Annotated in this window: 20 protein-coding genes; 4 read left to right on the top strand and 16 right to left on the bottom strand. The window is 48.4% G+C overall.

The features are described from left to right. Nucleotides 1–9 precede the first annotated feature (9 nt). The 3 genes from BC351_RS22785 to BC351_RS22795 form a co-directional block, all read right to left on the bottom strand. A complete protein-coding gene (locus BC351_RS22785; RefSeq protein ID WP_079415243.1) occupies nt 10–825 on the bottom strand; it encodes an ABC transporter permease in 816 nt (271 codons plus the stop codon). Continuing rightward, entirely contained in the window at nt 822–1,835 is a 1,014-nt protein-coding gene (locus BC351_RS22790) for an ATP-binding cassette domain-containing protein (RefSeq protein ID WP_079415245.1), read from the bottom strand. The genes BC351_RS22785 and BC351_RS22790 overlap by 4 nt, the downstream gene beginning before the upstream one ends. A gap of 485 nt (nt 1,836–2,320) precedes the next feature. After that, the gene (locus BC351_RS22795; protein ID WP_079415247.1) at nt 2,321–3,253 is read right to left on the bottom strand and encodes a GNAT family N-acetyltransferase; all 933 of its coding nucleotides are present in this window, start codon (nt 3,251–3,253) and stop codon (nt 2,321–2,323) included. 120 nt (nt 3,254–3,373) lie between these two features. On the opposite strand from BC351_RS22795, the gene sigY reads away from it, so the two are divergent. The 3 genes from sigY to BC351_RS22810 are packed head-to-tail and all read left to right on the top strand — an operon-like array spanning nt 3,374 to nt 4,493. After that, on the top strand, nt 3,374–3,892 hold the full coding sequence (sigY, locus tag BC351_RS22800; RefSeq protein WP_244209144.1) for an RNA polymerase sigma factor SigY: 519 nt from the start codon (nt 3,374–3,376) through the stop codon (nt 3,890–3,892). Beyond that, nucleotides 3,893–4,285: a DUF5345 family protein gene (locus BC351_RS22805; protein WP_079415251.1), complete on the top strand. Its 393-nt coding sequence runs from the start codon at nt 3,893–3,895 to the stop codon at nt 4,283–4,285. Beyond that, nucleotides 4,272–4,493, top strand: a complete 222-nt coding sequence (locus BC351_RS22810) for a hypothetical protein (RefSeq protein WP_079415253.1) — start codon at nt 4,272–4,274, stop codon at nt 4,491–4,493. Before BC351_RS22805 ends, BC351_RS22810 begins: the two co-directional genes overlap by 14 nt. 410 nt (nt 4,494–4,903) lie before the next feature. Here the strand turns inward: BC351_RS22810 and BC351_RS22820 are convergent, their stop codons facing one another. From BC351_RS22820 to BC351_RS22850, 7 genes are all read right to left on the bottom strand, one after another. Then, nucleotides 4,904–5,575, bottom strand: coding sequence for a GNAT family acetyltransferase (locus tag BC351_RS22820; protein WP_079415257.1), 672 nt, complete (start codon nt 5,573–5,575; stop codon nt 4,904–4,906). A 1-nt stretch (nt 5,576) separates the two neighbouring features. Then, nucleotides 5,577–6,296, bottom strand: coding sequence for a GNAT family N-acetyltransferase (locus tag BC351_RS22825; RefSeq protein WP_079415259.1), 720 nt, complete (start codon nt 6,294–6,296; stop codon nt 5,577–5,579). A gap of 30 nt (nt 6,297–6,326) precedes the next feature. After that, nucleotides 6,327–7,184 (bottom strand): carbon-nitrogen hydrolase family protein, encoded by an 858-nt coding sequence (locus tag BC351_RS22830; protein ID WP_079415261.1) that lies wholly within the window; start codon nt 7,182–7,184, stop codon nt 6,327–6,329. A gap of 31 nt (nt 7,185–7,215) precedes the next feature. Further along, nucleotides 7,216–8,205: an acrylyl-CoA reductase family protein gene (locus tag BC351_RS22835; RefSeq protein WP_079415263.1), complete on the bottom strand. Its 990-nt coding sequence runs from the start codon at nt 8,203–8,205 to the stop codon at nt 7,216–7,218. Nucleotides 8,206–8,604: 399 nt separating this feature from the next. Beyond that, nucleotides 8,605–10,185 (bottom strand): UDP-glucose--hexose-1-phosphate uridylyltransferase, encoded by a 1,581-nt coding sequence (locus BC351_RS22840; RefSeq protein WP_079415265.1) that lies wholly within the window; start codon nt 10,183–10,185, stop codon nt 8,605–8,607. Nucleotides 10,186–10,270: 85 nt separating this feature from the next. After that, nucleotides 10,271–11,257: a UDP-glucose 4-epimerase GalE gene (galE, locus tag BC351_RS22845; RefSeq protein ID WP_079415267.1), complete on the bottom strand. Its 987-nt coding sequence runs from the start codon at nt 11,255–11,257 to the stop codon at nt 10,271–10,273. After that, on the bottom strand, nt 11,258–12,439 hold the full coding sequence (locus tag BC351_RS22850; protein WP_079415269.1) for a galactokinase: 1,182 nt from the start codon (nt 12,437–12,439) through the stop codon (nt 11,258–11,260). Nucleotides 12,440–12,638: 199 nt separating this feature from the next. Here BC351_RS22850 and BC351_RS22855 point away from each other — a divergent pair, with 199 nt between their 5' ends. Continuing rightward, nucleotides 12,639–13,496: an AraC family transcriptional regulator gene (locus BC351_RS22855; protein WP_079415271.1), complete on the top strand. Its 858-nt coding sequence runs from the start codon at nt 12,639–12,641 to the stop codon at nt 13,494–13,496. 127 nt (nt 13,497–13,623) lie between these two features. Here BC351_RS22855 and BC351_RS22860 read toward each other — a convergent pair whose 3' ends face one another. The 6 genes from BC351_RS22860 to BC351_RS22885 all read right to left on the bottom strand — a co-directional run bounded on the left by BC351_RS22860 (nt 13,624) and on the right by BC351_RS22885 (nt 22,433). After that, a complete protein-coding gene (locus BC351_RS22860) occupies nt 13,624–15,651 on the bottom strand; it encodes a methyl-accepting chemotaxis protein (RefSeq protein WP_079415273.1) in 2,028 nt (675 codons plus the stop codon). Nucleotides 15,652–15,827: 176 nt separating this feature from the next. After that, nucleotides 15,828–16,811 (bottom strand): ABC transporter permease, encoded by a 984-nt coding sequence (locus tag BC351_RS22865; RefSeq protein ID WP_079415275.1) that lies wholly within the window; start codon nt 16,809–16,811, stop codon nt 15,828–15,830. A 1-nt stretch (nt 16,812) separates the two neighbouring features. Then, nucleotides 16,813–17,892, bottom strand: a complete 1,080-nt coding sequence (locus BC351_RS22870) for an ABC transporter permease (protein ID WP_079415277.1) — start codon at nt 17,890–17,892, stop codon at nt 16,813–16,815. Next, nucleotides 17,885–19,426 (bottom strand): ABC transporter ATP-binding protein, encoded by a 1,542-nt coding sequence (locus BC351_RS22875; RefSeq protein WP_079415279.1) that lies wholly within the window; start codon nt 19,424–19,426, stop codon nt 17,885–17,887. The genes BC351_RS22870 and BC351_RS22875 overlap by 8 nt, the downstream gene beginning before the upstream one ends. Nucleotides 19,427–19,559: 133 nt before the next feature. Continuing rightward, nucleotides 19,560–20,636 (bottom strand): BMP family lipoprotein, encoded by a 1,077-nt coding sequence (locus tag BC351_RS22880; RefSeq protein ID WP_079415281.1) that lies wholly within the window; start codon nt 20,634–20,636, stop codon nt 19,560–19,562. A gap of 258 nt (nt 20,637–20,894) precedes the next feature. Further along, nucleotides 20,895–22,433: a putative bifunctional diguanylate cyclase/phosphodiesterase gene (locus BC351_RS22885; protein WP_079415283.1), complete on the bottom strand. Its 1,539-nt coding sequence runs from the start codon at nt 22,431–22,433 to the stop codon at nt 20,895–20,897. Nucleotides 22,434–22,599 lie beyond the last annotated feature (166 nt).

Consider the following 22,599-nt stretch of genomic DNA (forward strand, 5'->3'; position numbering starts at 1 on the left):
TGTTTTGGCTTATGTCCGTCGCATATAGGCAATAACCGTGATAGGCGCAAAAATCGCGACGATTACAGCTGCTCCGATAAGAGAAATCACGAGATCCCAACCTGCAGTCCCTGTATTGGCAAGCTCTCGGACAGCAGATACAAGGTGGGATATCGGGTTGATTTTAACGAACCATTGAAGCCAATTAGGCATAGTATCGACTGGCACGAACGCGTTGGAAAGAAACGTTAGCGGAAAGAGGACAAGCATCGAGATGCCCTGAACACTTGAAGCCGTTCGAGCAATGACGCCAAAGAAAGCGAAAATCCAGCTAATGGCCCAGGAGCAGAAAATCACAAGTACGGCGGCGATAGCAACGTGTCCCAAACCTCCTTCGGGCCGATAGCCCATGATGAAGCCCATGGAAAATGTCAGTACCGTTGCTATCGTATATCGGATGGTATCTGCTAATAATGCACCTGCCAATGGCGCAATTCGTGCGATAGGCAAAGACTTGAATCGATCAAATACGCCTTTATCCATATCTTCACGCAATTGTACGCCAGTAACAATCGAGGTCGTAATGACCGTTTGCACAAGGATGCCTGGAATAATGACAGGCAAATAGCTCATCACGTCACCAGAGATCGCACCGCCAAAGATATAGGTAAACATCAAGGTGAAGATGATGGGCTGGAGCGTGACATCGAACAATTGTTCAGGTGTGCGACGAATCTTTAGAATTCCCCGATACGCCATGGTTAGTGAGTTGCGAACCGTTTGGCGAAAACTTGTGTGATTTCTCAGTTGCCTCTCGGCTCCTGGTTTAATGAAAGTACCACTCATCTTCGTGCCTCCTCTAATGTCATTGATGCATCGTGCGCCGCTGTTTCATCCTTAACGCCTTGACCTGTTATGGTTAGAAAGACCTCATCGAGGGTCGGTTTCTGCACACTCATCTCAGCCAGGTGAATACCTGCTTCACGCAGAGAAATTAAGAGGTCGGTTACACGATCAGCATCGGACATTGGAGCCGTAATCTTCCCACCCGTTATGACCGCTTTGGCTTGGAGCACACGTTCAACGGTTTGACTGGCTTTGTCGATGTCATCAGGATTCTGTACACTTAATTGCAGCGATGAAGTACCTACTGAAGCTTTCAGTTCATCTACCGTGCCTTCAGCGACTACACGTCCTCGATCAATAACAGCAACCCGGTCGGCCAATTGATCTGCTTCCTCCAGATATTGTGTTGTTAGTAAGATGGTTGACCCCGTCTTCACCAAACGGCGGATCGTTTCCCACATCTGTGAACGTGTACGCGGATCAAGTCCAGTCGTCGGTTCATCCAGAAAAATGAGGGGAGGCTGCGCAATAAGGCTCGCCGCGAGATCCAATCTGCGGCGCATGCCGCCGGAGAAATTTTTCAATGGCCGCTTTGCAGCCTCCGATAAACCAAATTCCTCAAGCAAATCCGCTGTCTTTTGTCGCGCTTCTACGCGTCCAAGCCCAAGCAGCCTTGAGAAAATCATCAAATTCTCAGTTGCACTGAGTGACTCGTCGACCGATGCATACTGACCTGTTACCCCGATCAATTGGCGAACAATCTGTGACTCCTTCACAACATCATGCCCAAAGATGCGTGCAGAACCTGCATCGGGTCGAAGTAAAGTCGCCAGCATATTAATTGTAGTTGTTTTGCCAGCCCCATTCGGGCCAAGCACGCCATAAATCGAACCCGTAGGTACGTTCAAATCCACGCCATCGACAGCACGATTTTCGCCAAACGTTTTGACAAGTCCGCTTGCTTCGACGGCCCATTTGGATTTGCTTTCAGTTCTGTTTGGAAGGTCCACTACAATGCCTCCTTCAATATAATTATTATGGAAGGAGTGTAACTTACATTTATTAACTCAATATAAACAATGACAAGAATGCTGTGTATGTAGAGGAGCTCCCATAAGGAGACTCCTTTGTTCCTGTTAATGAATTAAATGGCGACGAATCTAATGATTCGAATACGGAGCAATCTTCTAAGGACGACGATTCCCCTAGCATTCATAAATCTAATAACAATGAAAGTGAGGCCTGTGGAAACAACTCGTCCATTAAAAACAGTTGTGGTTCCGTTGACATTTCGATAGACAATTCCATAGAAGTGATTGAGCAACAAGGTCATTTTTATCATTCCTTTCCTACTGGGATACTTTAAGATATGTTGGAAATAGCTATTCTGCGCGGGCTGATTTAATAGATTCATATGTAAAAGAAACAAAAAAGAGGCCGCTCTCCAGGTTTTTAACCTTTTGAGTCAGCCTCTTTCTATTGGAACACTTTTCGCCTAATGAAGTATCAGCTCGTAGTAGTCATTGGCATTCTTGGTTGTAAATCCACATGATTCATATAGGCCCAGCGCCTTTTCATTCTCTACGGATACCTCCAGCTTGATGTACGTCGCCTTATCCATCTGTTGAAGCTCTGTAATCGTTTGACGAAGGATATGGCGCCCGTAGCCCTTGCCCCGAAACTCCGGCACTACACAAAAGCCATAAATGAATCCAGTCCCCTCTGCCTCAACCATCGCGCCTATCTTCCCAATAGGTTCTTTCTGCTCGCCAAGCTCCGCAATCCATGTCCGTTCTTTCTGACCTTCGATCGTCTGACTGACGTAATCTCTAGTGTCCTGCTCTGTCATATTGAACCCCGACATATTGAGCTTCACCAGCAGCTCTACATCCTGCTTGTCTGCTAAGCGAATCGTAATTTGCTCATCCGAAGCTGGAAGAGCAGCAGCGGCATGGCCCCGAAGCTCCATCACGTATTCCGAGAAGCTATACTGGGAACCCAGTTTCGCAAGGAAACTTTTCCCGCTCTCCGAGCCCCGTTCGTTGATGAAAATCAGCTTCGGTACCTGTCGATGCCGACACGTGTCTATCGCCGTTTGAACCAACTGACTGAAAATACCCTGCCGCCGCGCGTCTGGATGCACCATCCCGCTAAGCTCTACTTCGGTCGATAGAAAGCTATATATAGCCAAGAAACCAACAATGCGGTCGTCCTGGTAAAATAAAAAGTCATTCGTCACGCCAACTGGACGATCCGTTAAAGTGCCCCAATTCAGCTTAATCTCGATGCCTTCTTGACGATTGCAAATCTCCCAAAGCTCCCGAACTTCCTCCAACTCCTGCGGCGAAAGACCGGCTCTTGGTACAATACCTTGTTTCAATAGATTGCCCTCCACTTGTTCAATGTTCTTCCTGCTGTCATTATACATGCCTTCCCTCCAAAGTGGTAAGCTAATAAATAATTAAACCTAAATTTTCGTCCGTTGTGAACGATTAGCCCGACCTATTCGTATTATCTAGGAATTCAGACAGAGAGGATGATTCGACCCTTGGAAGAGCACGTACTCATTCGTCAGGCCATGCTGGGAGATCATGCTGCTCTGTCCCAGCTGCTGCAGCAGCATTATGACTTTGTATACAAATATTTGCTGAAGATTACACTCAATCCCGTGATGGCTGAGGACATCACCCAGGAAACCATGATGAAATGCATAGAGAAAATAAAACTTTATCAGGAGAAATCCTCCAAGTTTTCCTCTTGGCTCATGACCATCGCCACCCGCCTGTACATTGATCAAGCCAGGCGCCGCAAACGGGAGAAACTCTGGCAGGAGCAGCAGCAAAACTTGCGCCAGATGCAGTGGCAGGCAGGAAATCAAAACGAGGATTGGCCGGATGTCCTCAATGCTTTGACCGAACTACCTGAGGATAGCCGCATCCCGCTTATTCTTAAGCATTATTACGGCTACACCTATGAGGAAATCGGCCAAATCCTCTCCATAGCGGAGGGTACCGCCAAATCAAGGGTGCATCATGCATTGAAACACTTACGAAAGGAGCTGGCGTAGATGGATGAGGATCGCAAGACGCCGCGGCGAAGTGAGCCGGAGCGTGGACGGAATGAGGAGCAGCTTGCAAAGCTGCAAAGTGAGCAAGAGGATGAACAAACGATTCACTCCCTGCAAGAGGGTCTTCGCACCATGGATCGTTTATTCTCTCCATCTACGCCTAGTTCCGCTTGGTACGAGCAGCGAATTGCTGAAACACACAAGAAACAGCGTCTAAGGCTGCTTCGTGATTTACTTACATTATGGTTAGGAGCTTTGACCATTCTATACCTTTTATATGCTATTGCAACTTCTCAGCCGTTGGCTTTTCTTTCCCTGCAAGCTGCAGCAGTTATTGTTCCTATAGCTTGGCTACTTTTACGAAAGCGGGTGGATTTACATGAAGAATCCTAATTGGGATGCATTGCCCCTATGGGCTTGGATTGGCATAGCAATCCTGCTGCTTGTGCAAAGCACATGGCTGTTCGTTGATGCGCGCAAGCGCAGCGCCCGCTATCCCTGGTTCTGGGGGATTTGGGGCATCATCCAAGCACCTACGCCTCTGATTATCTACCTGTTTGCTGTACGCAAGATTCATCGTCGTTGGTTCCGCAAGGCTTAATCCGTTTGGTGTATCTTTAAGTGAGATTTTGCTCACGCTGGCAGATTTCCTCAGACACGTCCGTAAACATCGCCGAATTCCTGCAAATATGCATCCTTTTCGACTTGAGAATAAGCTAAATAGTGAAATTCCTGCAAATATGCATCCTTTCGAAACCTTTTTTCGATTGCAGGATGAAAAATCTTAAAAAGCCTGCACAATCGCAGGCTTTCTGATGTTTTCACACGATTTGGTCGAAAAAGCCTGCACTTATGCAGGTATTTCAAAATCGGTGAGCCACGGAGAAAACCGAGAGTAGATACAAAATTGAGCATCGCCATTATCGGGGCATGAATTGTGAAGGATACCAAAAACAAAGGAGCTAAGCGCAAAAAGTCGCTTAGCTCCTTTCAACCGTTTAAAATAAACTCCTACAGCGGATAAAGCGCCAAGGCTGTTCGCTGCCCCAGTCCCGCGACCATGTCATGCCAAGCCTGCGGCTTATTGGCTAGAATGGCATAGTAGCCTTTCAGAAACTTCTCAACGATAGCCGCGTCGAGCGCTGGCATATCCTCATCCGTTGGCAGGAAGCAAAGATCCAGCTCTTCCACGGCTTCGCCATTGTTCTCCCAAGACGGATGAACATAAGGGAAATCAATCCGCTTATATCCCAGATGCGACAATACCTCACGTCGCACATAGGGGTCCATCGGCTTCACACCGCCAAAGGCATGTCCCTCAATCCGATAAGGATCGTAGATTTCGGCGAACATTCCGAGCATCGGCTTACCCGAATTGACGGCCAAAGCCTCCAAATCCGCCCATCTTTTCCGTGCCAGAAACCGGCCGATCCCAAGCCCCGCTTGACCGATAATCGTGAAATCCGTCATCGCTACCTGAAGATCATCATAGTAACGGTACTCCGTCGCACCTACTACTTTTCCTTCATGCACAGCTACGAACACACGAATTCCCGGGTCCTCCAAGGGCTCTTTCCATAAAGCGTATTCCAGTACCTCTTCCGGAGGAAACACCTCCTTCATCAAATCATGCATCGCTCGAAATAAAGGATTATCAATACTTGTTATGCGTATGTATTCCATTTTATCTTGTCACTCCTTCCATTTGGTCAACACTTCTCCGAAACGGGTTCCGCCATTCCATCAAAAGCGCATAGTTCAGCGACTCCTCATCTTCTAAATAGTTCGGCACCACCTGTACAGGAGTCCTCCCGCAGCGCAGCAAAAAAGTAATAACAGGGTCCTTCAACGCACCCTCCATCACAGCGCTCACATACTCTTCCGCAAGCATCGTATCGGAATGCCGATGATAGCCCGGCATCCGCCCGCCACCAAGCAGCCTTTCTAGGCCAAGATGCACAACTACTTCATACATGGACTGCATCATCCACTTGCCAAGCCCAAACTTACGGAAATTAGGGCGAATACAGATGTCCACAATGTAGAGAGTGTCGCCATCAGGACGATGCGTACGGATATACCCATTGTCCGTTATGGCAGACCAGCTATGATCAGCCGCATGGCCATTTTCATAATTAACGCGAAGACCTGTGATGGACCCGACGATCTCGCCTGCTACTTCTACACAAAGCGCTCCTTCAGGAAATCGGTTGATATGCTCAGCCAACTGTTCTTCGTTCCACCAAAGCTCAGAGGGAAACGGAGGAGGAAAGCTTTCCTGCTGCACATGAATAAGCGCTTGAAAGTCTTCTCTGCCATACGTGCGAATTACAGCCTCAATTGGCTTGTCTCCGTCGAACACGTACATCTTTTTCATATAAAATCGCGGTGATGCTTCATTCATTACGCTAAGCTCCCCCCTAGGCTTGCCGCTTTAAGACCAATCCGTATACAGGTCTGTTCGGCGATCACGCCACGTGGTAACGGAACCTTTTTCCCGAACAATGGTTAGGAGGTCCAAATCCAGATCAGCTGTGACCACCATGTCACCGTTAATTTCGCCTTCAACGAGAATGCCTTTGGGTGGAAAAGGCACATCATTAGGTGTAATCACCGCAGCTTGCCCGAAATTGCCTCTCATAAAATCAACCGTAGGCAACGATCCCACCGTCCCCGTCGTTACCACGTAGATTTGGTTCTCAATCGTCCTCGCATGACAGGTATACCGTACACGATGGAATCCATGCCGATCATCTGTACACGAAGGGGCAAATAAAACATCTGCTCCGCGGGCTCTTGCCATCCGCACGATTTCGGGAAATTCTACATCATAGCAGACCAGAATGGCAATCCGCCCTTTATCCGTATCAAAAACCTGCAAGGAATCCCCTGCGCCCATATTCCATTCTTTGATCTCCGGCGGCGTGATGTGCAGTTTCTTCTGCTCCCCAACCCTTCCGTCCGGGTAGAACAAATGCGCGGTATTATACAGCTTGCCCTCTTCTGAGGTAATGTGAGTGCCACCGATCAAGTGCATACCCGTTTGCTTGGCCAATCCTTGAAAAAGCGAACGGTAAGCCTCTGTATAAGAAGGCAGCACCTCAATCGACAAAGCCTTTCCATTCTCATCACCGATGGACATTAGTTGTGTTGTAAACAACTCCGGAAACAGGACAAAATCCGCCTCAAACTCCTGAGCTATCTTCACATAATGCTCCACCTGCGCAGCAAACTCATCGAAACTATGTATCGTGTGCAAATGATACTGCACCGCTGAAACTCGCATTTTCAACAACCATCTCTCCCCATCTCATGAAATTCATTTACAAACGGACGAGCACTCTTCCTCTGACTTTTCCGTTCAAAACCTCATCTGCAGCATCACCAATGCCCGTCAGGTTTACCTCTTTATATACTGTCCGCTCTAGCAGCGGCGGTTTCAGATCCCTCGCGATGCGCTCCCAGAGTAGTCTGCGAATTGGCATCGGACAGTATACCGAGTCAATTCCCATTATGTTCACGCCTCGCAGTATAAAAGGATACACGGACGCCGCGAACTCGCCACCGCCCGTTAAGCCGCTAAGCGCCACCGAACCGCCGTATTGCATTCGACTTAGCACATAGGAGAGCGAATCACCTCCAACAGGATCGACAGCGCCGGCCCAATACTCCTTGTTCAGCGGCTTCTGAACAGCCGGAGAAAGCTCCTCACGAGACAGCACGCGCCTCGCGCCTAGCTCAAGCAAATACGCATGATCAGCCGATTTCCCCGTGCTCGCTTCGACTTCATAACCAAGCCCAGCCAGCATGGCTACGCTGTTGCTGCCCACACCGCCGGTTGCGCCGCGAACCAGCACAGGTCCTTGGGCACGGCTTAGCCCATTCTCCTCCATCCGCAGGATGGAAAGGGCCGCCGTAAAGCCGGCCGTTCCGAGAATCATTGCCTCGCGATGAGTAAGCCCTTTCGGCAGCGGCACAACCCAATCGGCCGGCACCCGTGCATACGAGCTGAACCCTCCGAAGCGCCCCGTTCCCAGCTCATAGCTCGTCACAAGCACCTCGTCACCTTCCTTGTACCGACCATCAGCCGAAGCGACCACCGTCCCCGCCAAATCAATGCCAGGTACCATCGGATAAGCTCGCACAACACGCCCCGTCGGAGAGCAAGCCAGCGCATCTTTATAATTAATTCCGGAGTAGGCAACGCGAATTGTAACTTCTCCTGCCGGTAAGTCCTCAATATGCATTTCCTTCATACCGCTAGAAAATTGCTCCGCCGAACGGTCTACCACCCATGCCTGAAAACTATCCATATCGCGCCTCCAAGTCCATAACATTCACTTCACAATAGCTGCTTTTATCTTACTAGATTTTGTTGTCCGTTTCCATTCATTCAGGCCTGCTGCCAGGGCGGAGAATGCGCGCATAGCTCATAGCTCTAGCGAATGTAGTGACTGTAGCAGCTTGTTAAGACGATGTATGAGTATTAGAGGACAGAGGACAGTTTAAGTGGCATTCGAGTAAATGAGGGCGACTTGTACAAGGCTGTTTCTCAGCCTTTCAGCTTCGATCTGCCGCTCTGCGAGACGTCAGCACCGCTCTAGAGCCCTCCTTCGCCGCCTACGCGACGAACGAGCGCAAACTTGGACTCGCCCCCGCTCGTCCAAGCCCGCGACAAAAAATCCCCAGTCGCCAATGACTGGGGAGTACTATTACTGCTGCGCAAAGCCCGCCGCAGCCAAAAACCGTCCAAAAGCCGCTTGCCCGGCTTCATCTCGCTTGAAGACGCCTGCGTCCAGCAGGACGTCCATGAACTTGCTGCCGACCTCGGCCTGCAGCAGCGCATTTGCTTCGGCCTGCGTCAGCGAAGCTCCTTGCTTCGCGAGCAGCAGCGCTTCGATCCATCCCGCATGCTTATGCAGCGGGTGGCCGGCTTCGCTCTGGATCTCGCGGCCGAACTCGGCTTCGCCGGTGAGAATCTGCGCGATATCCGCGAGCTCCTCTTGCAGGCGGCCTGGCAGCACGGCCAGCCCCATAACCTCAATCAAGCCGATGTTCTCCTTCTTGATGTGGTGCAAGTGCTCGTGCGGATGGAAAATCCCATCCGGATGCTCTTGGCTGGTGCGGTTGTTCCGCAGCACCAGGTCAAGCTCGTACTCGCCCCGCGCATTATTGCGGGCGATCGGAGTGATCGTGTTATGCGGGGTCCGCTGTCCGTCCTTCTCACTGAAAGCGAGGACGTCCGCTTCCGCATCACTGTAGGCGAGCCAGTCTTCGAGCAGCTTGCTGGCCAGCTTGTACAGCTGCTGCTTGCTGTGGCTGCTGAGGCGAAGGACTGACATCGGCCACTTGACGATGGCGGCTTTCACGCCTTCAAAATCCGCATGTGAGAAGGCTTTCTCACTTATCGCTTTTTCCATCGGGAACTGGTGACGCCCGCCTTGAAAATGATCGTGGTTCAGAATAGAACCACCAACAATCGGCAGGTCGGCATTGGACCCGATGAAGTAGTGAGGGAACTGTTCGATGAAATCCAGCAAACGGTAGAACGTATTCGCTGTTGTTTTCATCGGAATGTGCTTTTCATGGAAAATAATGCTGTGCTCGTTATAGTATACATAAGGGGAGTACTGAAGATACCATTTCTCCCCATCAAGCTCCAGCGGAATCACGCGTAAGTTCTGACGCGCCGGATGGTTCACACGACCTGCATAACCTAAGTTGTCTACGCACAGAAGACATAGCGGGTAGCTGCTTTGCGGCAGCGTTTTGAGAAGAGCAATTTCTTTCGGATCTTTTTCCGGTCTGGAGAGGTTGATCGTAATCTCCAGATTGCCGTAAGGCGTTTCGGCTAGCCAATATTCATTCTTTTGAATACGATCCATCCGAATGTAATTGGAATCAATGGACTGCTTGTAGAAATAGTTCGTTGCCGCTTCAATGCTGGCAGATTTAGCAGTGTACCTGAAGTGATGAACGACCTCTGATGGACGGGGCATCACCAGCCCCATAATGCGAGCATCCAATAAATCACGGTACGTTGTCGTATTCTCTTCCAAAAGCCCGATTGCAAAGGCGTCATCCAGCAGCTCTTCCAGCAGCGCAACGGGACTGCTCAATGTCTCTGTTGGCACTCCTCCTTGATAAGGCTCAGCAAGCCCGAATAAATCCAATAAAGCATTGCGTGATGTATAGACATCAAGCTGCTCAATAAGTCCATTTTGCTGGGCGAACTGCAAAAGTCTTTCTATGGTTAATGCGGTATGTTGTACAGCTTCAACTGTTCGTTCCATGTGCCATGCTCCTCTCCGCAAAACAAGGCTTAGCTAGCCACTTATCTGTTCTTGTCGCTCTAGCCTATATCCGTTCTGCTCTACTTTATGCTTCGTAACCGCTAGGGTTATTCTGGTGCCAGTTCCATGCGCTCTCAATGATTGCTTCCAAGGAATCACGCGTTGGTTTCCAGCCAAGCTCAGCTCTCGCTCGGTCTGAAGAAGCGATAAGCGTTGCCGGATCACCGGATCTGCGAGGCTCGATGACCGCAGGAATCGCATGACCCGTTACTTTGCGGGCAATGTCGATCACTTCTTTAACTGAGAAGCCTGTGCCATTCCCTAGGTTATAGATGTTGCTTTCCGCACCGCCACGCAGCTTCTCAACAGCAAGCACATGCGCGCTAGCCAAGTCGCTAACATGGATGTAATCACGCACGCACGTGCCGTCAGCCGTAGCATAATCTTCTCCGAAGATGGAGATATGCGCTCTTTGGCCAAGAGCTACTTGCAGAATGATCGGAATCAGATGTGTCTCCGGGCTATGATCTTCTCCAATTTTGCCGCCAGCATGTGCACCGGCTGCATTGAAGTAGCGAAGCGATACATATTTGATGCCATGGGCCACGTCGAACCATTTCATCATTTTTTCCATAGCCAGCTTCGTTTCGCCGTACGTATTCGTTGGCAATGTGCGATCGCTTTCTAGGATCGGAATATTTTCAGGCTCGCCATACGTAGCTGCTGTAGAGGAGAAGACGATTCGCTTCACACCGTATTGCGTCATTTTTTCAAGCAAACACAATGTTCCATATACGTTATTATGATAATATTTGGCAGGATTCGTCATGCTTTCGCCAACTAAAGAATTCGCTGCAAAATGGATAATGGCATCAATCTTATTTTCTGTAAATACAGTATCCAGAAATTCACTGTCACGCAGATCACCCACGTACAGTTTGCCACCCAACACGGCATTTCTATGCCCTTGCTGCAAATTATCGACGATAACTACTTCTTCCCCTTTGACCAAAAGTTCAGCCACCGCATGAGATCCAATATAACCGGCTCCACCTGTTACTAGAATAGCCATCTACAACGCCTCCCCGACTTGCTCAACACCATTGCCGATATCGCACACGTAGAAGCTAGGTGTCAGGCCTGTTATTTCTGTATATTCATTACCCACTTGATCGATAAAGGTTTGAACACTGTCTTCATGAACTAAGGAAACTGTGCATCCGCCGAAGCCTGCGCCTGTCATCCGCGCGCCAAGCACACCGGGAACTTTGAGCGCCGCGGCAACCATGGTATCCAGCTCCAGACCTGTTACTTCATAGAGATCACGCAAGGAATCATGAGAACCAATCATCAGCTTGCCAAAAGATTCAAGGTCGTTCGCTTCCAGCACCTCGATCGATTTAAGAACACGGTCAATTTCTTCTACAACATGCTGCGCTCTGCGACGAACTGTTTCGTCCGGAATCAAGTGCTTGAACTCATTGAATTGAGCTAGATTCAATTGTCCCAGCAGCGTGATGGAAGGGAATTGCTTCTGCAGATAAGTTACGGCCTGCTCGCATTGGCTGCGTCTCTCATTATAAGCGGAGTCTACGAGACCCCTGCGTTTGTTCGTATTCCCGATAACCAGCTTATAGCTGCCGCTTTGGAAAGGAACATGGCGATATTCGAGTGTGTCACACATCAACAGAATCGCATGATCCTTCTTGCCATTGGCTACAGCGAATTGATCCATGATGCCGCAGTTGACGCCAACGAACTGATTCTCTGTTTTCTGTGCGAGCAGGGCAATTTTCACCGTGTCGATAGGATATTTCTCAAGCGTAAGCAAGCTGAATGCTGTGACAACTTCAATTGAAGCCGATGAGGAAAGCCCTGCGCCATTCGGAATTTCACCGTGGAACAGAAGATCGTACCCTTGAGTAACTGGGAAGCCCTCTTTGGCCAAATGAACGAAGATGCCTTTTGGATAGTTGATCCAATCATCCTCTTCTTGGTAAGACAAGTCATCTATGGAAATTTGTTTGCGAAGTGCCAAGTTGGTCGATGCAAACCCAATAACACGATCTTGTCTTGGACGAATAATCAGCGTTGTTCCGAAGGTTAAAGCTGCCGGAAAAACATAGCCGCCATTATAATCCGTATGCTCACCGATCAAATTCACCCGTCCTGGTGCATGAAAAGCTGAAATTGCCGCTGCCGAATTCCCGTAAATTTCAATAAACGTGTCTTTTAAAGCTTGCAGATCTGCCATGATTGGCACCGCCTTTAAATTTATTGGAATGAAGAAGAAAAGTAACTTTGTAACCTCAGTATACGAGAAGAACCTCATATTGACTATGGAGGCATGTTATTTTCACATGGAAAAATGTGATTTCTAAATTTCTTATTTGACCTCTTTTATGGTAAAGTCAAATCAGACGAAAACCATTGAACGGAGATGTGCAGACGCCATGACCAAGCCGGAAAGCTATTACGTCATTTCAAACCCTCTGCCTGCTGAAGCCCATTCCTTAACCGTGCTGTTCGCAGGGGAAAGTCAAACGAAGCCCGAGCACCGGTTAGGACCCAAGGTGTATGACTATTATCTGATCCACTATGTGATCTCAGGGAAAGGCGTGTTCTCCTCGCAAGGCGAAGAGTATGCGCTCAGCGCTGGGGACAGCTTCGTCATCGAGCCTGAGCAGTTGATCAGCTATGTATCAGACGAATCCGATCCATGGCATTATTGCTGGATTGCTTTTACAGGCGAGCAAGCTGCTGCATTCCTTTCCTCCACAGGCTTAAATCCCTTAGTACCTATTATACACACTATACGGAATCGCCATATTCCTGTCCTATTTCGCCACATCCAACAAGCGCTGAGGTCCAAAAAATCAAACGCGCAGCTCAAATCGATTGGCTATCTGCACCTTTTGCTCGGTGAATATTGTGAATCCCTATCCGCTTCTACAGCTGTCGGGTTTATCTCTGAAGCGGAAAGCGACCGCATCGTGCAGCAAGCGATTCATTACTTATCTACCCAATACGCGGAGCCGATCACCATTGAGCTGATGGCCGAAAGCTTGGGGTACAATCGCGCCTATTTATCTCGCATGTTCAAGCGCCATACCAAAGTAACGCCTGTCACCTTTCTGCTCCAGCTTCGTGTCGATAAGGCACGACTGCTTCTTCGGGAACGGCTCGAACTCACCATCGAACAAATTGCCTCCTCGGTTGGCTTCTATGATCCCCTCTATTTCTCCAAGCAATTCCGACGTTGGTATGGTGTTTCGCCAAGCGAGTACCGCAATCAGATGAAGTCATTATGAAAAGCTCCCTCATCGCAGACTTCTGGGCACATTACAGCATTGTTGCTGATCTTGAGCGCAGCATTCACGCGGAACCAAAATAAGGTCAACCAGTCATCACTGGTTGACCTTATTTTCCTAGCCTCGCCTAGCGAGTTCTGAATCTCGCCAGCGATTCTTGCAGTTCTTGTGCCATATTGCTTAAATCTTCCGCCGAAGCGGATATTTCCTCCATGGCAGAAAGCTGCTTCTTCGATCCTTCCGAGATGCCCTGTCCGTGATCATGAGAGGCTTTGGTCATATGAACAATCTCGTTCATGGATGCCGTGACCTCCTCGGTTCCAGCTGACATTTCCTCTGAAGCCGCCGACACTTCCTGAATTTGATTGGAAATCTCCTGAAACGCCACGGTAACGCGATTAAAAACTTGACCCGCAGTATCAATCAGCTCTGACCCTTTCCCTACGTCTATAACACCCTTGTTCATCGCTTGTACGGCTCTCATCGTCGATGTCTGTACCTCACGAATCAGCGTAGAGATATGGGCAGCTGAGGAAGAGGACTGTTCTGCCAGTTTCTTGACCTCATTCGCCACCACCGCGAACCCTCGTCCTTGTTCGCCCGCTCGTGCTGCTTCAATCGAAGCATTCAGTGAAAGGAGCTGCGTTTGGCTGGTGATTTCGCTGATCACCGATACAATTTCTCCGATTTTGTGCGAATACTGCTCCAGATCCCTCAGATCTGCTGCTGATTTCCCTACCGATTCATGAATAAATTTCATCTGCTGGACTGCCTGCTGGATGGCCTCACGTCCTTGTTGCACTTCTTGCAGAGAAGTCTGCGAGGCTTCCGTCACCACAGAGGAAGATTCTGCAATACGCTGTACGCCCATTGCCATTTCCCCCATCGCCGTGGACGTTTGCTCCGCTCCTTGCAGTTGCCCTTTAGTTGCGTTGAACACTTCGTGGATAGACTCCGCAATGCGATTAGAGATCCCTACTGATTCAGCAGCAGCAGCTGTCAGCTCTTCCGATGAAGCCCCTAACTGCTCCGCAGTATAGCTGGCTTTGCCCACAATATCTCCGAAAGAATCCAGCATCTGATTCATGTTACCGGCAAGCTGGCCTAGTTCATCACTTCGATGGATGGCAAGTCTTGGCGTTAAGTCTCCTTGTGCCATCTTCTTAACAGCTTCCGTTATCGCAAGAATCGGTTTAGTGATGGAGTTGGAGACTACTAAGGCGATAGCCGCTACGAGAATAGTAGTAAGGACTGCCAGCCAGATGGATACTTGATTCGCCGTTTTCACAGAGCCGTAGACTTCGGAATTGACCATATTTGCAACCAACTTCCAACCAGTCGAAGGAATCGTTTCAAAGGTGAGCTCTTTGGCGACCCCATCCTCGCCTGTAAAGTTAAATCTGCCGCGCTCTTCTTTCAAGACGGTCTCTTTGAATTGGGCAGCTTCCTTTGACGTAAACACGCTATCCATGTTCTTCCCTATCTTATCTGTATCTGGGTGCGTTAAGAGCGCTCCAGAAGGAGACATCAAATAGCCGTAACCAGACTTACCGATCTGAATGGTCTTGGTGTAGACCGCGAGATTATCCGTTGTAATTGGGCTGAATACCCCGCCGATATAATTTTGCTTATCATCCAGCAGCGGGACAAATATTACGACAATATGATTTCCGGTGGATTTGCTAACGAGCAAATCCGAGCTGACCGTTTTTTTGGTTTGCCTCGCTTGCTTGATGTAGTCGCGGTCGGCTACAGGAATTTTTTGTCCTGCTGTTGTTAATGCAATATCGTCTTTGTTTACATATATATACTGCTCAACGTCCTTATTGGCTAGTTCAAATTTTTTAAGCGTCTTTATGATTTCTTGCTCATTCCCGCTTTTGATCTCATCAAATTTAAGTATTTCATTCAGAATCGAGATTTGGCGTTGGATCGAATAGTCAATGGCCGTTGCATCTGCTTTGAGAACGCTTTCTTCTTTGGAGTGGACTTCATCTGTAACGACATTTTTCAAATAGTAGGAAGAAAAGATTGTACTAAATAGCATCGGAACTAACGCGATAATAAGAAAGATGACTGTCATTCTAGCTTTGAAAGACTTCAACGAAACGGATCTTGCCCATCCTCTTACAAAAGCCGTTTTCTGTAAACTCATTAACTTTTCCACCCCTTCACATTGATATCTTTTCCCTTAGAAATTCTTATTAATTTCGACAAATTCCTGCAAAATACGATATTAACAAATAAGATCACAGCTAGGTTCGCTACGGACGATGCTGAAACACAAAAACACCTCCAAGGTTACATCCCTTGAAGGTGTTCTTAGCTAAATTATCTTTTACCTGGATCGTACGGCTCACCAAGCGCCGATGGCGCTTTGGCCCGTCCTACCGCGCCCGCCAAGACCAGAATCGTCAAGACGTAAGGCAGCATGTAGAGAAATTCCTGAGGAATGTCTTTGGAGAAGTCGAACAACCGCATGAAGTTGTTGAGCGCTTGCGCCATTCCGAAGAAGACAGCCGCGCCCAGCGCACCAACCGGATGCCACTTGCCGAAGATCATGGCCGCCATCGCGATGAAGCCTTGGCCTGAGATCGTGTTATGCGAGAAGGCACTGGTCGTAGTCAACGTAATTGTTGCCCCGCCGAGACCGCCCAGCATCCCGCTAATCAGTACCGCGATATAACGGATTCGTTTCACTTTGATCCCAACGGTATCCGCGGCGCTTGGGTGCTCGCCAACAGAGCGAAGGCGCAGTCCGAATGGGGTTTTGAACAAGACGTAGTAGGTAACGGCAACGAGAATCAAAGCAATATACGTCGTCGGGTAAGCGTTGAAAAACGCAGGCCCGATGTAAGGTATTTTAGATAGCAGCGGGATCTCCCATTTGGAAAAAACATCATTTAATGTTTCTGTTTGACCAGCGCCATTGAACAATACTTTCACCAGATACAAAGTTACACCTGCTGCCAAAAAGTTAATGACGACACCGCTGATGACTTGGTTTGCTTTGAAGGTAATTGTCGCTACCGCATGAATAAGCGCGAAAATCAGCGCAAACACCATAGCAGTGAGCAAGCCAATCCACGGGGACCAAATCCCCATATTGGCCTCTTCCGCATAATAGGCGCCTACGGCCGAAGCGAAAGCACCGGAAACCATGAGACCTTCAATCCCAATATTGACAACCCCGGAACGCTCTGAGAAAATACCGCCCAAAGCTCCGAAGATAAGTGCCGTCGAGTAGACCAGTGTCGTATTAATAAGTTCACTAGATTTCGAGAAAAACGCGTTAAGCATCGTGAGCAGGTCCATATTACGAAGCCCTCTCTTTCTTGCGTTTGCTATAGAATGGAATCAGTACCCACTTAACGATGCCTTGCGTGGCTACGAAGAATATCACTGAACCGATGACGATACGGATAATTTCCGGCGGCACATCGGCACCGAAGCTCATCCCTGCTGAACCGTAGGATAATCCTCCAAACAAAGCAGCCCCCAGGACAATCCCGATCGGATTATTCGCCCCTAATAGAGACACCGCTATACCGTCGAACCCATAGCCCGGCGATCCCGCGGCAACGACCTGATAGTGGAAGACACCTAGAACTTCAAACACACCGCCAAGTCCTGCGAAAATCCCGGAAATGAACATAGCTTTGATAATGTTGCGATTCACATTCATTCCTGCGTATTTGGCGGCATCCAAATTATGGCCGACAGCGCGCAGTTCATAGCCCTGCTTCGTTTTCCAGAGGATGATGTAGAACACAACTGCGGCAAGCAGCGCAATCACGGTCCCCCAGTGAATTCGCGCATGATTCATCAGATCAGATAACCATGTGATGCTCAGGGAAGCTGAGTCCTGAATCATATAGGAACGCTGCTGCTTAGGCTCAAGCAGAAATTGATTGACGATGTAGTTCGAGAAGAACAACGCAATCCAGTTCAACATGATCGTTGTAATAACTTCGTTCACTCCGCGTTTGGCTTTCAAATAGCCAGCAAGCGCGCCCCAGAGTCCGCCGACAAGCGCGCCGACAATAACTGCTAATGGAGCGTGGACGATCCACGGCAGTCCATGTATTTTAACCCCGATAAAGGTAGCGCCCGTCATCCCCATAATAAATTGCCCTTCGGCACCAATATTAAACAGGCCTGTCCGGAAAGCAAAGGCAACGGATAATCCCGTTAAAATCAAAGGCGTGATCGCACGAATGGATTCACCGATATCATACGAATTTCCAAAAATACGGGAAAATAGCGCGGCATACGCAGCAATCGGATTGTAGCCGCCAACCAGCATAACGAGTGCTCCGAATAACAGCCCCAGTATAATCGCCACGATTGGATTCACCGCTGATTCACTTGTCAAAATGCGAGCAACCTTATTCATGAGCAGCTCCTTTCTCTGTGCGTTTGCTGCCGGCCATGAGCAGACCAATCTCTTGATCGTTCGTTTCTTGCGGCAGCACTTCTCCCACAATCTGTCCTTCGTAAATAACAGCAATCCGATCTGAGACATTCATAATTTCATCCAGCTCAAAAGAAATCAGCAAAACGGCCTTGCCTTTGTTCCGCTGCTCGATCAATTGGCGGTGCACGAATTCAATGGCGCCTACGTCCAAGCCTCTTGTAGGTTGAGCGGCGATCAACAGATTCGGATTTTTGTATATTTCCCGAGCAATAATCGCTTTCTGCTGATTGCCTCCGGATAAGGAACGCGCCTTGTTGTAAATGCTTGGCGTTCTGACGTCGAACTGCTTGATCAGTGCTTCAGCATGTTTATCAATCGCCTCATAATTCAGGAATCCCGCTTTATTATAAGCAGGGTGGAAATACGTTTCCAAGACCATGTTTTCGCTCATTGTGAAATCGAGGACGAGCCCGTGCTTGTGCCGATCTTCCGGAATATGGGATAGTCCTGCTTCCGAAATCTCGCGCGGCGTATGGTTCGTGATATCGCTTCCCATCAAAAGCACACGTCCGCTATCTACGGCGCGCAGCCCTGTTAAAGCCTCGATCAGTTCGCTTTGTCCATTGCCATCTACACCAGCGATGCCCAGAATTTCTCCGGCCTTCACCTCGAAATTAAGCCCCTTCAAAGCGGGAAGTCCTTGGTGACTGCGGGCAACCAAATCCTGTACCTGCAGAACAGGCTGTCCAAGTTTCACTTCTGCCTTGTTCACTTTGAACGTCACATCGCGCCCGACCATCTTCTCCGCCAGAATTTGCGGATTCGCCTGTGCGCAGACCAAGGTATCAATGACCTTCCCACGGCGAATAATCGTGACGGTATCGGCAATTTCCATAATTTCTTTCAGCTTATGTGTAATGAGAATGATGGATTTGCCCTCATTGACCAAATTGCGCATAATGACCATCAATTCACTAATTTCTTGCGGCGTTAGTACAGCAGTAGGCTCATCAAAAATTAGAATATCGGCACCGCGATACAGCGTTTTCAATATTTCGACGCGCTGCTGCATGCCAACGGAAATATCCTCGATTCTTGCTTTTGGATCAACACGCAAACCATATTGCTCCGATAGCTTGCGAACTTTATCTTGCGCAGTTTTGTAGTCAATCGCGGACCCTTTTTTCGGCTCCATACCCAAAATAATGTTTTCCGTCACAGTAAAAGGCTGAACCAGCTTGAAATGCTGATGCACCATACCAATGCCCAGCTCAATCGCCCGATTCGGGCTATCAATAAACACTTCTTTGCCTTGCACTTTAATAAAACCTTCGTCCGGCTGATATAATCCGAACAAAATATTCATCAGCGTGGATTTCCCCGCGCCATTTTCCCCAAGGAGAGCATGAATCTCACCCTTTTGGAGTTTCAAACTTATGGCGTCATTCGCCACGATACCTGGAAACCGCTTCGTAATGTTGCTTAATTCAACAACAGGCACTACTTCACTCATCAGATCACCCTAAGGATCAATTTTGTATTTCCTTAAAACTAAAGAACAAGGCTAGTTAAGATAACTAGCCTTGTTTGAACAGAAAGTAAATCTATCGCTCGAAACCGCTATGCCATGACTATTTCTTTACCTATTAAGGTTTTTCAGGAACTTTGATTTCGCCGCTGATGATTTTTGCTTTGTACTCGTCTACTTTTTTCAAGATTTCGGCAGACACGTTTTTCTTGGATGTTTCTGGAAGGCCTACACCATCGTCTTTCAGACCCAATACGACAACTTTGCCGCCTTGGAATTTGTTGTCGATTACGTCTTTGGAAACACGGGATACCGCGTTATCAACACGTTTCAACATGGAAGTCAATGTCACTTCATCGCCGAACTCAAGGGATTGGTCTTTATCTACGCCGATAACCCATACTTTTTTACCATTTTTCGTGCGGTCTTTCGCTTCGTTGAACACACCGTTACCAGTGGATCCAGCTGCGTGGAAAATGATGTCAGCGCCGTCGTTGTAGATCGTTGCTGCTGCTGCTTTACCAAGGTCAGGCTTATCAAATGCGCCTGTATAGTTGATTTTGATTGTCGCGTTCGGGTTTACTGCTTTAACGCCAGCTACGAAACCGGCTTCAAAACGTTTGATAACAGGGATGTCAACGCCGCCAACGAAACCGATTTTGTTCGATTTAGTTGTAAGACCTGCAACCACACCAACGAGGTAAGAACCTTCTTGTTCAGAGAAAGTAACCGATTCTACGTTTGGAGCTTCAACCACGTTATCAATGATCGCTAATTTAGCATTCGGATTTTGGGTAGCTACGGTTTTAAGTGCATCGCCCATCAAGAAGCCAATACCCCAAGTCAAGTTGTAGCCGTCTTTCACGAATTGGTTTAAGTTAGGCGTGTAATCTGCATCGCTTTTACTTTCCAGGTTTTTCACTTTAGCGCCGGTTTGCTTCTCAAGAGCTTTCAAACCTTCCCATGCGCTTTGGTTAAATGATTTATCGTTGACGCCGCCAATATCTGTAACCATTCCGATTTTGAAATCTTTACCGCTGTTGTTGCTTGGTGCTGCGGACGCTGTTGCTGCTGCACTAGCTGCCGGAGTGCCTGATGCGGCTGGTTTGGTTTCTTCTTTTTTTGCACCACAACCAGATAGAGCCAGTGCGGAAACTGTTACAGCCATTAGGGCTGTAGATAGTACTTTTTTCATCAATGTTACCCCCAGAAAATTATTTTTCATTTCTACCTTGGAATCCCATTCCATTAGGTTGACCAGAACCAGTTGAATTATGTAAGACTGGCTATTCTCGAGTGTATCATGTTGTTCACAAACTGAAAAGCAATACACGAGTAAATTAACATAATTCGTGATGTCAAACAAGTTGACACAGCCTTTTTGTACCCATGGACAATCTAGGCGCCAAGCTCCAATTATTTATTATACTACCGCCGGTCAATAAAATCCATATTACCTATTTATATTTTTATCGTTCAAAAGGCTTAGAAATTGCTCGGAATTCAGCGGGCTGCTGAACAGCTTTCCTTGAACTTCCGTACACTGCAGAAACCTCAAGTATTCCAGCTGTTCCTTCGTATCGACACCCTTTGCAATGAGATTTAAGCCAAGCCTGTGAGCCATGCGAATAATGGCAGCGGCCAGTATCTGGTTCTCGTCATCATCCACCAAATCTCGCACCAGCGTGCTGTCCAGCTTCACGCTATCCAGCGGCATGCCCTCGAGCCCGCTCCGTGTAAACAAACCTGTACACAAGTCATCCAAGGCAATACGCACACCCATTTTCTTGAGAAGAATGAGCTTCTCGCTTGCCTCTTGCACATTCGAAGAGGTGATGCTTTCCGTCAAATCAAGCTCAATCTGCCCCGGATCAATCGCTGATTCTCGCAGCGCAAGGGCGATCTCTTCAATAAACCTCTCATCTCTAAACTGCGAGGCGGTAATGGTTATAGTCATTCTTAATGCCGGAAACCCTTCTTCCCGCCAATTATTCACCTGTCTGCACGCTGTTTGGACTGCCCACTTGCCGATAGGGACCATGAAGCCCATCTCTTCGACAGCTTTCCGCCAGTCCCCGTCCCTCTGAAGGAACGTTTCTCCCTTGCTCCAATGCAGAATAGCTTCCACGCCAATTAATTTCTGACTTGCAATTTCGTATTGCGGTTGGTACAAAAGCTCGAATTGCTTATTCTCTAAGGCATAGCGAAGCTCAGATTCCATAAGCGCCTTGTTCTTCACCATCGCATCAATATCCGGTGCATAGAAGCGGAACTGGTTGCTACCTCTCTTTTTAGCTGCATACATCGCTTCATCCGCGTGGTCCAGCAGCTGCGCTGCCGTTGATCCATCCAACGGATATAAGGCAATACCGATACTTGCCGTTATCGTTACCGGCTTCCCCTCCAAGATAAAAGGCTCTTCAAGTGCCATCTGAATACGCTCCGCGACAACTCTCACATCCTCCGGCTTCGCAAAGGACTCCAGTAGAATGGCAAACTCATCGCCACCTTGCCTATACACCGTGTCCGCCCCCCGCAAGCAGCCCAGCAGGCGCTGAGCCGCAAGCCGGATCAGTCGATCTCCATACGCGTGACCCAGCGAATCGTTGATTTCCTTGAATCTGTCCATATCCAAGAACATAACAGCCGTCAGCTGCTCACTGCGCTGTGCATGCAGAAGCGCCCGCTCCAAGCGATCATCGAATAATCGGCGATTGGGCAATCCAGTTAAAGTATCGTGATAGGCCAGAAATTCTAATTCTTCACGCTTGGCCTCCTGCGTTCGTTTCGTCAGCCGCAGCTGCCGGATACTCAGGGCAATTAAGAAAACGATAACCGCTTGGATGACTAAACCAAGGACGACGCTAGGTTCCAAAGAAAAGGAAGCCGCCGCTAGCAAATTAGCCGTCAACAACAGAAAACCAAGCACACCCAAATAAACAAATGCGCGCGCTTTCATATGCCGTTTCCACTTGTCCAAGTAGCTTCTCACTCAACAATCCTCCGTTCTAATATGAGAAAACCTCTATCACAGCCATTCAAAGAGGAACGACCGCGCTTAGAGGTTGGTTGTATCGCCAAATAGAAAGACGCTTTCGGAAACACTTTCTATTGTGGTCAAAAAAGGCTATTCCAAATTGGAATAGCCGTAGGTATAC

Source organism: Paenibacillus ferrarius (assembly GCF_002027705.1).
GTDB lineage: Bacteria > Bacillota > Bacilli > Paenibacillales > NBRC-103111 > Paenibacillus_E > Paenibacillus_E ferrarius.